12 protein-coding genes and 2 tRNA genes are annotated in these 13,034 nt (G+C 38.6%); 12 read left to right on the top strand and 2 right to left on the bottom strand.

All coding sequences use genetic code 11. From position 1 onward, the window contains the following. The first annotated feature begins 288 nt into the window (after positions 1-288). From GILLI_RS07455 to rpsT, 3 genes are all read left to right on the top strand, one after another. A tRNA-Glu gene (locus tag GILLI_RS07455) sits at positions 289-360 on the top strand. An 81-nt stretch (positions 361-441) separates the two neighbouring features. After that, positions 442-513: transfer RNA gene (locus GILLI_RS07450), tRNA-Glu, on the top strand. 29 nt (positions 514-542) lie between these two features. After that, entirely contained in the window at positions 543-791 is a 249-nt protein-coding gene (gene rpsT, locus GILLI_RS07445) for a 30S ribosomal protein S20 (protein ID WP_006988483.1), read from the top strand. A 181-nt stretch (positions 792-972) separates the two neighbouring features. Here rpsT and yihA read toward each other — a convergent pair whose 3' ends face one another. Then, positions 973-1,575: a ribosome biogenesis GTP-binding protein YihA/YsxC gene (yihA, locus tag GILLI_RS07440; protein ID WP_006988482.1), complete on the bottom strand. Its 603-nt coding sequence runs from the start codon at positions 1,573-1,575 to the stop codon at positions 973-975. An 11-nt stretch (positions 1,576-1,586) separates the two neighbouring features. After that, on the bottom strand, positions 1,587-2,351 hold the full coding sequence (locus GILLI_RS07435) for an alpha/beta fold hydrolase (RefSeq protein WP_006988481.1): 765 nt from the start codon (positions 2,349-2,351) through the stop codon (positions 1,587-1,589). Between the two features lie 289 nt (positions 2,352-2,640). Between GILLI_RS07435 and mraZ the strand changes: the two genes are divergently transcribed. From mraZ to murG, 9 genes are all read left to right on the top strand, one after another. Continuing rightward, complete coding sequence (gene mraZ, locus GILLI_RS07430; protein ID WP_006988480.1) at positions 2,641-3,108, top strand: division/cell wall cluster transcriptional repressor MraZ; 468 nt, start codon at positions 2,641-2,643, stop codon at positions 3,106-3,108. Next, positions 3,095-3,991 carry a 16S rRNA (cytosine(1402)-N(4))-methyltransferase RsmH gene (gene rsmH, locus GILLI_RS07425; RefSeq protein WP_006988479.1) on the top strand — a complete coding sequence of 299 codons (897 nt, stop codon included), beginning with the start codon at positions 3,095-3,097 and terminating at the stop codon, positions 3,989-3,991. Before mraZ ends, rsmH begins: the two co-directional genes overlap by 14 nt. A gap of 47 nt (positions 3,992-4,038) precedes the next feature. Beyond that, positions 4,039-4,359 (top strand): FtsL-like putative cell division protein, encoded by a 321-nt coding sequence (locus GILLI_RS07420; RefSeq protein ID WP_006988478.1) that lies wholly within the window; start codon positions 4,039-4,041, stop codon positions 4,357-4,359. A 2-nt stretch (positions 4,360-4,361) separates the two neighbouring features. Continuing rightward, on the top strand, positions 4,362-6,368 hold the full coding sequence (locus GILLI_RS07415) for a penicillin-binding protein (protein WP_006988477.1): 2,007 nt from the start codon (positions 4,362-4,364) through the stop codon (positions 6,366-6,368). Further along, positions 6,365-7,828 (top strand): UDP-N-acetylmuramoyl-L-alanyl-D-glutamate--2,6-diaminopimelate ligase, encoded by a 1,464-nt coding sequence (locus tag GILLI_RS07410; RefSeq protein ID WP_006988476.1) that lies wholly within the window; start codon positions 6,365-6,367, stop codon positions 7,826-7,828. Before GILLI_RS07415 ends, GILLI_RS07410 begins: the two co-directional genes overlap by 4 nt. A 35-nt stretch (positions 7,829-7,863) precedes the next feature. Beyond that, positions 7,864-9,096, top strand: coding sequence for a phospho-N-acetylmuramoyl-pentapeptide-transferase (mraY, locus tag GILLI_RS07405; protein WP_006988475.1), 1,233 nt, complete (start codon positions 7,864-7,866; stop codon positions 9,094-9,096). 207 nt (positions 9,097-9,303) lie between these two features. Further along, the gene (gene murD / locus GILLI_RS07400) at positions 9,304-10,647 is read left to right on the top strand and encodes a UDP-N-acetylmuramoyl-L-alanine--D-glutamate ligase (protein WP_006988474.1); all 1,344 of its coding nucleotides are present in this window, start codon (positions 9,304-9,306) and stop codon (positions 10,645-10,647) included. A 35-nt stretch (positions 10,648-10,682) separates the two neighbouring features. Next, a complete protein-coding gene (locus GILLI_RS07395; RefSeq protein ID WP_006988473.1) occupies positions 10,683-11,885 on the top strand; it encodes an FtsW/RodA/SpoVE family cell cycle protein in 1,203 nt (400 codons plus the stop codon). Further along, entirely contained in the window at positions 11,882-13,030 is a 1,149-nt protein-coding gene (gene murG, locus GILLI_RS07390; protein ID WP_006988472.1) for an undecaprenyldiphospho-muramoylpentapeptide beta-N-acetylglucosaminyltransferase, read from the top strand. Before GILLI_RS07395 ends, murG begins: the two co-directional genes overlap by 4 nt. Positions 13,031-13,034: the final 4 nt, after the last annotated feature.

Below are 13,034 nucleotides of genomic sequence, written 5' to 3'. Positions count from 1 at the left end.
AAATGATGTTTATTCTTTTTTGAAGGGAGCATTTTTTTCTTATTTACCTGAAGAGGTTTCGGGATTTCCAAATTCATCAAAAAAACAAAGCGGCTATAAATTAGATGAATTTGTACCTAGCACTGTGGGAAGGCTAATAATTAGGCGTTTAAAGTTGATTTGAAATATTCTTGCGATGCTCAAAAAAATAAGGTTTTATCTATTTTGCATTTTTTTCAGAAAAAGATAGATCAACATTTGCGGCATTAAAAAATAGTTGTATTTTTGCATCCGCGTTAAAGAAAAAATGGTCCGTTCGTCTAGGGGTTAGGACGCCAGGTTTTCATCCTGGTAACAGGGGTTCGATTCCCCTACGGACTACGATAGCAATTTTAAATTGCAACAGCTTGTTGAGAGGCAAGTGTGTCTGCCGAAAGGTAGGCTCCTTTTTGTAACGATAATGGTCCGTTCGTCTAGGGGTTAGGACGCCAGGTTTTCATCCTGGTAACAGGGGTTCGATTCCCCTACGGACTACTTTAAAAAATTTAATTAAATTATTTGTAATGGCAAATCATAAGTCAGCGTTAAAAAGAATTCGTAGCAATGACGTAAAACGTCTACGTAACCGCTACCAGCATAAAACTACCAGAAACGCGATCAAAAAATTGCGCGAGGCCGATAAGAAAGAAGCTGAAACACTTTATCCATCTGTGGTATCTATGATAGATAAATTGGCTAAGAAGAACATCATTCATGATAATAAGGCTTCTAACCTTAAATCTAAACTTGCAAAACACGTTGCTGCATTATAGGTTGTATAAAGTTTGATTTTATTACAAAAAAAACTGTTGGAAATCATTTTTTCTGACAGTTTTTTTGTTGCCTGAATTTCAAAATTCAGACATCAATTATACGATGATGTAAATAGATGATGTAAATAAGGGATATTGAAATAATTGATCCGTGATTCGTTTCAGAAAAAAATTGTGCGGGCTACTTTATGAATTGATTATTTAGGTTTTCAATATATTCAAGCACTTCTTCTCTTCCAACACCGCTTTCTGCCGACGTGATAAAATGCTTTGGCATTTCCTCCCAGAACTCCAGCATTTTGTTTTTGTAGGCTTCAATATTGCGCACCAAAGCTTTTGGCTTAAGTTTATCTGCTTTTGTGAATATGATGCAAAAGGGGATAGAATGTTCTCCAAGCCATTGCATAAACTCCAAATCTATTGCCTGGGCATTATGCCTGCTGTCTATTAAAACAAACGCACACAACATTTGTTCTCTTTGTTCAAAATAAGCAGTTATAAATTTTTGAAAGGTATTTTTTATGGATTTGGAAACCCTGGCATACCCGTATCCGGGAAGGTCTACCAGATGCCATTCACTATTGATCAAAAAATGATTTATAAGTTGAGTTTTTCCGGGCCTTCCCGATGTTTTTGCTAAACTTTTACGAGCGGTAAGCATATTGATAAGGGAGGATTTCCCTACATTACTTCGGCCAATAAATGCGTATTCGGGAAGTTTGCTGTCAGGACATTTGCTGACTTCACTGTTGCTTATAACAAATTCAGAAGATTTTATTTTCATTTTGAAGCGTCTTAAAATCCTCTTTTTTGCAACCAGTTGTGCAGTAATTCATTGAAAAGATCAGGGTGTTCCATCATAGCGGCATGTCCACATTTATCGATCCAGTAAAGATCGGAATCTGGTAACAATTTGTCAAAATCCTGAGCTACTTCGGGAGGTGTAACATTATCATTTTTACCCCAAATGATGCAGGTAGGGGTTTTCATTTTCGGTAAATCTTTTGCCATATTATGGCGAATCGCGCTTTTTGCAATAGCAAGAGTTTTGATTAATTTGTTACGGTCACTTACTGTAACATACACTTCATCTACTATTTCCTTGGTTGCAGTTGCGGGATCATAAAAGACATTCTGAGCTTTTTTCTTGATAAATTCGTAGTCTCCGCGGCGCGGGTAACTTTCGCCCATGGCATTTTCATATAAGCCCGAGCTTCCTGTAATCACCAATCCTTTTACAAGTTCCGGATACATTTTGGTTCCAAGTAATGCGATGTGGCCACCAAGGGAATTGCCAAGCAAAATAACATCCTTATATCCTTTAAACTTTAAAAAATCTTTAAGATATTTTGCAAATGTTTGAACACTTGTTTGCAAGAGTGTCATGCTGTATAATGGTAATTCCGGGATAATGACTTTATATCCTTTTTTCGGAAAGTAATCTACCACTCCGTCAAAATTACTCAATCCGCCCATAAGTCCATGTAAGATAACTATTGGAGGTCCTTCTCCTTTTTCAAGGTATGTGAACTTTCCTTCTTTTTGTAAATTATTTTCCATCTATGCCCTTTGCGGTTTGCAATCGCAAATATAGCGATTTAAGCACAAGTATAATCATTTTTTACGTAATCCATTCTTCTTGCACCTAAAGCTTTTGTGCTGAAAACAGGATGTATTATTGAAAAAAAAGTCAAATTTTCTTCCCGGGAAACCAAGGTGCTGAAATCTAATGAACTAGCGCTATTTAGTAGTGTTTCAGTCAAGTAGGTGGAGAAACTTATCAACAAAGTGGTAGAAAGTGGTAGAAAGTGGTAATAATTTCAATATATTTGATACTTAAAGAATTGAAGTGGTAAACCTGATAGGGACATACGAATGTAAAGTTGATGCTAAGGGCCGGTTAATGGTTCCTTCAGCATTAAAAAAGCAATTGTCCCCACTTTTGCAGGATGGATTTGTCTTGAAACGCTCTGTTTTTCAGCCGTGTCTGGAGCTATATCCAATGGATGAATGGAATAAGCTTATGCAAAAGGTAAATGGGTTGAACCGATTCAAAAAGAATAATAATGATTTCATCCGGAGGTTCACTGCAGGTGTGAAAACCGTGGAAGTTGATGCTAATGGAAGATTGTTGATCCCAAAGGACCTTGTGAGTTTTGCCAAAATCGATAAGGAGATTGTTTTGTCTTCGGCGATCAACATTATTGAGATTTGGGATAAAGATAAATATGAAAATGCCATTGACGCTGCGGCCGATGATTTTGCCGATCTCGCCGAAGAAGTCATGGGAAATGATGAATTTAATGGAATATCATAACCCTGTATTGCTAAAGGAGTCTGTAGATGGCCTAAACATAAAGCCGGATGGTGTTTATGTAGACGTCACTTTTGGTGGTGGTGGCCATTCTAAATTGATCTTGAGTAGATTGGGAGAAAAGGGAAAACTTTACGCCTTCGATCAGGATCTTGATGCGCTTGAAAATAAAATTGACGATCCCAGATTTACTCTTATAAATGAAAATTTCAGATTCATAAAACGGTTTTTGAGATTTTACGGGGTGAAGGAAGTGGATGGGATTTTAGGTGATTTTGGGGTTTCCTCCCATCAGTTTAATGTTGCAGAACGCGGTTTTTCTACCCGTTTTGAAGCTAAACTGGATATGAGAATGAATCAAAAAAGTAGCCTGAGTGCCTTTGAGGTGATTAATGAATATGATGAGGATCATTTAAAAAAGATATTTTATGAGTATGCCGATTTGCGGAACGCTCCACGGCTAGCCTCGGAAATCGTAAAGGCAAGAACAGAATCTCCTATTGAAAGCAGTGAACGTTTAAACGAAATCCTTCGGCCCTTTTTATTCAAGGAGAAAGAACATAAAATACTGGCTCAGATATATCAGGCTATCAGGATTGAGGTTAATCAGGAAATCGAAGCTTTAAAAGAGTTTTTGCTGCAAACGGAGGACCTTATAAAAAAGGGGGGGAGACTGAGTCTAATTTCCTACCATTCCCTGGAAGACAGGCTGGTTAAAAGATATATAAGGAGTGGTCTTTTTGAAGGGGAGCCGGAAAAGGATTTCTTCGGAAATATATCGGTTCCATTTAAAAAAGCGGGAGGACTTATAGTTCCCACTGCCGAAGAAATATACAGAAACAACAGGGCCCGAAGTGCTAAACTTCGAATTGCTAAAAAGTTGTAAGCTCAATTCAGGAAGTGGATTTTTTCTGAATAAGAAATAGAAAAGAAATGCAAAAAGGAATCTACGGGATATTAAAGGCGAATTTTCTTATTAGCAATGATGCTTTTAAGAACTGGCGGTTTATAGTTTTCTGCACCTTTTTGGCCATAGTAATGATCGCTTTTTCACACAGTGCAGAGCGTAAAGTGCATTCTATTGCCAAATTAAATAATGAAGTGCGGGAGTTGCGAAGTGAGTTTGTAGAAAAAAGATCGGAATTGATGAAACTCAAAATGGAATCTACCCTTACCGCTAAAATGTCGAACAGAGGGGTGAAGCCTTCAGAAACGCCTCCGTACAAGATAAAAATAAAAATAACCGAAGACTAGCAGTGGCAACAACCGAAAAGCACATATTAAACCGTTTGTATTTTGTAGCAGGATGCCTGTTCATATTTGCCGTGGCGGTAGCTATACAGTTGCTCAATATTCAGTTTGTAGAAGGTGATAAATATAAACAGCTTGCAGAAGATCGAACCTTCAGGAATTTCACTATTCCTGCAAACAGGGGGAATCTTTATGATGTGAACGGGAATCTAATGGCAACCTCTATTCCTAAATATGATATCCGTTTTGATGCGGTTACTGTTTCAGATAAAAATTTCGAAGAAAATATAGGAGCACTTTCAAAAAGTCTGGCCGCAATGTTGGGTAAAAACCCATCCTATTGGTCGCAAACCTTGCGTACAGCAAGGGTTAATAAACACCGGTACCTGTTTATTGCAAAAGGTTTAGGTTATTCAGAATATTTGAAAGTAAAAAGTTTTCCAATGTTCAATTTGGGGACTTATAAAGGAGGAATGATTACAGAGCAACGAACAGTTAGGGAGCACCCTCTTGGAGGAATGGCTGCCAGGACTGTTGGTTACGACAGGAAAGATGAACAGGGTTATTCCACCCGGGTGGGACTTGAAGGGGCATTTAGTCCTTTTTTACAGGGAACAGACGGGCACCGGCTAAAGCAAAAGATTGCCAAAGGCCAGTGGAAACCCATTAGTGATAATAATGAAGTCGAGCCTAAAGATGGTTATGATGTTATTTCTACCATAGACGTTAATATTCAGGATATAGCACATCACGCATTGTTGGCACAGTTGGAAAAATATGAGGCAGATCACGGAACTGTGGTGGTTATGGAAACTAAAACCGGAGAGATCAAGGCTATTTCGAACTTGGGAAGAACCTCTCAGGGTACTTATTTTGAAAAGCTGAATTATGCGGTAGGGGAAACTCATGAGCCGGGTTCCACATTTAAATTGATGGCGATGGTTGTTGCGCTGGAAGATAAAGTGATAGATACCAGTACCGTGGTAGATACGGAAAATGGGATCATGACCATAAGAAGGGCTAAAGTTAGGGATTCAAAACACGGTGGTTATGGAAAAATTACTGCCGCGAAGGCTTTTGAAGTTTCTTCAAACGTTGGGATCGTTAAGCTTATATACGACAATTATAAGGACAAGCCTCAAAAATTTATAGACGGTCTTAACCGTATGAATCTTAACCAAAAACTTGGAATTTCTATAAAAGGAGAAGGAACTCCTTATATACCAAGCCCGGGTGATAAAACCTGGTCGGCGATTTCCCTTCCCTGGATGGCGTATGGATATGGAAGTATCCAAATCACCCCATTACAAACCCTTACATTTTATAATGCTATCGCAAATGACGGCGTCATGGTAAAACCAAGGTTTATTAAAGAGATCAAGGAATGGGATAAAACCATAGTTCGAAATGACCTGGAAATTATCAACCCTGCCATTTGCTCAAAGGAAACAATAGACAAGGTGCAGGCAATGCTTAAAAACGTGGTTGAACACGGTACCGCAAAAAGTCTGTATTCCCCTAATTTTTCAATGGCTGGTAAAACCGGAACTGCACAAACCGAATACTGGATGGATGACTGGGCTTCAAACCGGCGCTATATTTCTTCTTTTGTAGGATACTTTCCTGCTGAAGATCCAAAATATACAAGCATAGTGATTATCCATAAGCCTAAGAACAGTATCGGGTATTATGGTGCAGACGTTAGCGGACCTGTTTTTAAAAGAATCGCTCAAAAAATTTATACAGATACTCCGGTAGAGGATGAACTGGAATCCCTTGAAGTAAATCATGATGATATTTCTGAAGATTTTGAGAAATATTTTGCCGCCTCCAGGGAAGTAAAACAACGAATGCCAAATGTTGTGGGGATGCCGGTTATGGATGCAATTTCCCTGCTGGAAAACCTTGGCTTACAAGTAGAAATAACAGGGGATGGGAATGTGAAAAACCAGTCGGTTCCTCCGGGAGAAAAAATCAGGAATAATCAAAAAGTAGCACTTAGTTTAAGTTGAAAGTACTAAAAGACATATTGTATAGGGTTTCAATGGAAGCTGTTGTTGGAAAAACTTCAGTTCATATTAACGCGGTCCAGTTTGATTCCCGAAAAGTTGAGTTCAATGATGTTTTTGTGGCCGTGAGAGGAACACTTTCAGATGGGCATGAATACATTACCAAGGCGGTTAATCAAGGTGCTTTAGCCATCATTTGTGAAGTGTTGCCAAAGGATATTGTGGATGGAATCACCTATGTTCAGGTTGAAAATTCCCAGAAAGCACTGGCTTTTATGGCTGCCAATTATTATGACAATCCTTCGGCTAATTTAAAGCTTGTGGGTATAACAGGTACCAATGGGAAAACCACCATTGCTACTTTATTATATCATTTATTTACCAAAGCAGGCTATAAAGTGGGATTGCTTTCAACTGTTACCGTTCAAATTGCAGAAGCCACTTATCCAACAACGCATACCACCCCCGATTCCCTTACCATAAATTCTTATTTAAAGAAAATGAATGAAGAGGGTGTTGAATACTGTTTTATGGAAGTTAGTTCGCATGGAATTGCTCAGGATAGAACTACCGCATTGGAGTTTGCAGGCGGAATCTTTACCAATCTTTCTCATGATCATTTAGATTATCATAAAACCTTCGCAGAATACAGGGATGTGAAAAAATCCTTTTTTGATCAGCTTCCGGCTGCTGCTTTTGCGCTGGTCAATGCCGATGATAAGAACGGAGAGGTCATGCTTCAAAATACAAAAGCTAAAAAATACACCTACGCCCTAAAATCCTATGCCGATTATACTGCGCAGATACTGGAAAATCAATTTAGCGGGTTATTGCTGAAAGTGAACGGTCACGATCTATGGTCAAAACTTATAGGGAATTTTAATGCCTATAACATTTTAGCCATTTATGCCACCGGGGAACTCTTAGGTTTGGAAACACAGGAGAATCTTCGTTTTATCAGTGAATTAAATTCGGTAAGCGGAAGGTTTCAATATGTGATCTCTAAACAAAAGATCACTGCAATTGTAGATTACGCCCATACTCCCGATGCTCTTAAAAATGTATTGGAAACAATAAATTCTATCCGTACAAAAAACGAGGAATTGATCACGGTTGTAGGTTGTGGCGGAGACAGGGACAAGACAAAAAGGCCTATAATGGGGCACATCGCTTCAGAGTTGAGTACCCGGGTAATTTTCACCAGTGACAATCCACGTACAGAAGATCCAGAGAAGATTCTGGAAGAAGTAGAAAAGGGGGTTGAACCTCAAAATTTCAAAAAAACAATGACTGTTGTTAACAGAAGGCAAGCCATTAAAACGGCATGTCAACTGGCGCAGCCAAATGATATTATACTCATCGCCGGAAAGGGACATGAAACCTATCAGGAGATAAATGGAGTACGAAGCGATTTTGACGATTTAAAAATAGTAACTGGTTTTTTAAGCCAGCTTGAAAAATAAATAAGATCCCTTGAAAAGGATTATTGATAGAAGATATGTTATACTATTTATTTGATTTTTTAGATAAGAATTATAACCTCCCCGGGGCCGGTTTGTTTGGATTTATTTCATTCAGATCTGCAATGGCAATTATTTTGTCCCTGGCAATATCTACTATTTTTGGAAAAAAGATCATCAATTATCTGTTGAGGAAGCAGGTGGGAGAAAGCGTACGGGATCTTGGATTGAAAGGGCAAAGTGAAAAGGCAGGAACACCAACGATGGGTGGTATTATTATAATTATTTCAACCCTTATTCCGGTATTGCTGTTCGCAAAGCTGGAAAATATTTATGTGATCCTGCTTATAATTACCACCCTTTGGATGGGAGCCATAGGATTTATTGACGATTATATTAAAACCTTTAAAAAAGATAAAGAAGGATTAAAAGGGGTATTCAAGGTAATAGGTCAAATAGGCTTAGGACTTATTGTGGGAGGAACTATGTATTTTCATCCGGGTATTACAGTAAAGGAGGAAACCAATACTCCTGCATTTACCAATCAAATGCTTTTAGAGGATGAAGCGGTTTCTTCAGGAAAAGAGGAAAAGAGCACAACCACTACCATTCCGTTTGTGAAAAATAACGAGTTTGATTATGCCAACCTAATTACCTGGATAGACCCTGCTCTTAAAAATTATGCCTGGCTAATTTTTATTCCTATCGTGATCTTTATTGTGACAGCCGTTTCAAACGGAGCAAACCTTACCGATGGAATCGATGGCTTGGCTGCGGGTTCTTCTGCCATTATTGCGCTCACCCTGGGAATTTTCGCCTGGGTTTCAGGAAACATCATATTTTCAGATTATCTCAATATAATGTATATCCCGCGTTCCGGGGAAATGACAATTTTTATTACCGCTTTTGCAGGTTCATTAGTAGGTTTTCTTTGGTACAACACCTATCCGGCGCAGGTTTTTATGGGGGATACCGGTAGTTTGACAATTGGTGGGATTATCGCTGTTTTGGCTATCGCTACCAGAAAGGAATTACTCATTCCAATTCTTTGCGGAATTTTTCTGGTAGAAAACCTTTCTGTAGTAATGCAGGTAATGTGGTTTAAAATCACAAAGCGAAAATACGGGGAAGGAAGACGCATATTTTTAATGGCTCCGGTTCATCATCATTATCAAAAGAAGGGATATCATGAGAGCAAGATCGTAGTTCGATTCTGGATCGTTGGAATTTTCCTTGCAATTGTAACGGTGGTGACTTTGAAGCTGAGGTAGGAACAAGAGGTTAGATTTGAGATATTAGAATAAAGAAAAAAGACCTTTTGAAGGATGAAGATAAATCCTTCTTTTCCCTTTAGGGACTGGGTAAACGGAAGGAGATTTAGCAGCAAGATCCTGGAATCAATCACTGGGAAAAAATAGAAATAAGTAATAGTTCAAATAAAAAAAGGCAATTAACAAAAACACACGAAAATAAATCAAATGATCCACAAACAAAAAATAGCAATTCTAGGTGCCGGCGAAAGCGGGGCAGGAACGGCTATTTTGGCTAAAAAAGAAGGTTTTGAGGTGTTTGTGTCGGATTTTGGAAAAATAAAGGAAAAATACAAATCGGTTCTTGAAGAGTTGAAGGTGGAGTGGGAAGAAGGAGGACATACAGAATCTAAACTCCTGGATGCAGATATCATTATGAAAAGTCCCGGAATTCCGGATTCTGCAACGATCGTAAAAAAACTTGTTTCTCAAGGAATTCCGGTGGTTTCGGAAATAGAATTTGCTTCAAAATATACCGACGCAAAGATTATTGCTATTACCGGGAGTAACGGGAAAACGACCACAACTAAATGGATACATCATATCCTGAAAAATGCCAGAATTTCTGCGGGAATAGCCGGAAATGTAGGAGATAGTTTTGCCAAACAGGTGGCCGAAGAGAAATTTGACTGGTATGTACTGGAATTAAGCAGTTTTCAGCTGGACGGGATCGTGGATTTCAAACCACATATCGCTGTTTTAACCAATATTACACCAGATCATCTGGACCGGTATAATTACAACCTTGATGAATATGTTGCATCAAAATTTAGAATAACAAAAAATCAGACTGAAGAGGATTTTTTTATTTATGATGCAGACGATAATATAATTACTGAATGGCTAAACACCCATTCAGTAAGAGCTCAAAAATTGCCTTTTTCACTTCAGAAAAAACTGGAAAAAGGAGCTTATTTAGAAGATAATAATATTAAAATAAATACCCTAAACACCCAATTTATTATGCCAACATCATCAATAGCACTTGAAGGGAAACACAACACCAAAAATGCAATGGCCGCTTCTACAGTAGCAAACTTATTAAAGATTCGTAAAGAAACTATCCGTGCCAGTATGGAAGGTTTTCAGGCCGTGGAACACCGGTTGGAGAAAGTGCTTAAAATCAATAATGTACTCTACATAAATGATTCCAAGGCAACCAATATCAATGCAACGTATTATGCACTGGATAGCATGGAATCTGAAACTATCTGGATCGTAGGTGGTGTAGATAAAGGAAATAATTATTCTGAATTATTGCCGTTGGTAAATGAAAAGGTGAAAGCAATTATTTGTCTTGGCGTAGATAATTCCAGGATTTTTGAAGCCTTTGGAAATTGTGTTGATATTATGGTAGAAACTCAGTTCATGGAAGAGGCGATTAAAATAGCCTACAAATTAGGGGAAAAAGGAAATGTAGTTTTATTATCCCCGGCCTGTGCGAGTTTTGATCTTTTCGAGAATTACGAGGACCGCGGACGCCAGTTTAAAGATGCCGTGAGAAATTTATAGTCAATTTTAGATATAAAACAGATTAAAGGATACGAATGAACAACATCTTTTCAAATATTAAAGGAGATAAGGTTATTTGGGCTACCACCGCATTGTTGGCAATATTTTCATTTCTGCCGGTGTATAGTTCAAGTAGTAATATTGCCTATTTATATGGAGATGGAAGCACCTTCAATTACCTGGTAGTTCATTTTTTCCATTTATTGTTGGGGTTCTGCCTGTTGTTTGCTGTACATAAAATCCCGTATCACTACTTTAAGGGCTTGTCTATACTGCTGCTTCCGGTTGTAATTGTTTTACTTATTTATACCATTGCCCAGGGGACCACTATAGAAGGTTCCAATGCCAGCCGTTGGATACAGATCCCGGTGGTAGGAGTCACTTTTCAATCTTCAACCCTGGCCTCTGTAGTATTAATGACCTATGTGGCAAGGTATTTAACAAGGATAAAAGACAAAACGGTCACTTTTACCGAAACCCTGTTGCCTTTATGGATGCCGGTTTTTGTGGTGCTGGCCTTGATCTTACCGGCCAATTTCTCCACAACCGCTATCATTTTTACAATGGTGATGGTATTGGTGTTTTTAGGAGGATATCCTTTGAAATACATAGGGGTAATTGTTGGAGCCGGGTTGCTGCTGCTAAGCATTTTTGTATTGACAGCAAAAGCATTCCCGGGATTGCTTCCAAACAGGGTAGATACCTGGACCAGCAGAATTGAAAATTTTACAAATGATGAAGATACGGAAGCCGATTATCAAATAGAAAAAGCCAAGATCGCCATTGCGCGGGGAGGAATAGCCGGTGCAGGAATTGGAAAAAGTATTCAGCGCAACTTTTTGCCTCAGTCATCGTCAGATTTTATTTTCGCCATTATTGTGGAAGAAATGGGATTAATTGGTGGGTTTGGAGTGATGCTTGCATATTTAATGCTGCTATTTAGAATTGTTATTGTGGCGACAAAGGCCAACAGTGTTTTTGGGAAATTATTGGTGATGGGGGTAGGATTACCCATTGTTTTTCAGGCGATGGTTAATATGGCTGTGGCCGTAGAATTATTTCCGGTTACCGGACAAACCTTGCCAATGGTAAGCAGCGGGGGAACTTCTATTTGGATGACCTGCCTTGCCCTTGGAATTGTGTTGAGTGTAAGCGTAAAAAGAGAAGAGCAAAAACTTTCAGAAGAAAAAGATAGGGAAGATGAAAACCCACTGGATATTTTAAGTGAAGCGATATGAAGAGGCAATTGAAAATAATAATTTCAGGAGGTGGAACAGGAGGACATATCTATCCTGCCATCGCTATTGCCGACGAGATAATGCGAAGGTTTCCACGTGCAGAAATTCTCTTTGTGGGAGCAAAAGGTCGCATGGAAATGGAAAAAGTGCCACAGGCGGGTTATAGGATCGAAGGATTATGGATCACAGGACTAGAACGGAAGTTAAGTTTAAAAAACATGAGTTTTCCATTCAAGTTGGTTAGCAGCCTTTGGAAATCTAATGAAATCATTAAGAATTTTAATCCAGATGTTGTGATAGGAACAGGTGGATTTGCGAGTGGGCCTTTACTAAAAGTTGCAAGTTCTAAACATATTCCTTCACTTATTCAGGAGCAAAATTCCCTTCCGGGTGTCACAAATAGGTTGTTAGGGAACCACGCAACTATTATTTGCACTGCTTATGACAATTTGGAAAAGTTTTTTCCTGCTGATAAGATCAAAAAAACAGGAAATCCGGTAAGACAGGATATTCTTGGGATTTCTGAAAAAAGGAAAGAGGCACAAAGCTTTTTTAAGCTGAAGGAAAATAAGAAAACAGTCCTGGTATTAGGTGGAAGTCTTGGAGCCAGAAGGGTGAACCATTTAATAGAGGCTTTTCAACCTTTATTTAAAGAGAGGGATGTGCAGTTAATATGGCAAACCGGTTCCCTTTATTATGAGGAATATAAAAAATTTGACACTGATCTGGTTCAAACTCATGCTTTTTTAAACAGAATGGATTTGGCTTATGCCGCTGCAGATGTTATCATTTCCAGGGCTGGAGCGGGGAGCGTTTCAGAACTTTGTATAGTGGGTAAACCTGTGCTTTTTATTCCATCGCCCAATGTTGCTGAAGATCATCAAACAAAAAACGCGATGGCCGTTGCTAATAAAAAAGCCGCGGTGGTTTTAAAAGAAGAGGAGCTGGTTGAAAAATTTAAAGATACCATCCTTTCCTTGTTGGAATCTAAAAACGTGCAGCAGGAGTTATCAGAAAATATAAAAAAACTGGCTCTGCCAAATGCAACCTCGGCAATTGTAGATGAAGTTGAAAAATTGATAAATCAAAGAGAAAATAGAAAAATGGCTTTTGGAGACACCGGAATAAATAACAACAGTAAATAATAAA

It is taken from the genome of Gillisia limnaea DSM 15749 (assembly GCF_000243235.1).
GTDB lineage: Bacteria > Bacteroidota > Bacteroidia > Flavobacteriales > Flavobacteriaceae > Gillisia > Gillisia limnaea.
This window is presented reverse-complemented; position numbering and strand designations above follow the sequence as displayed.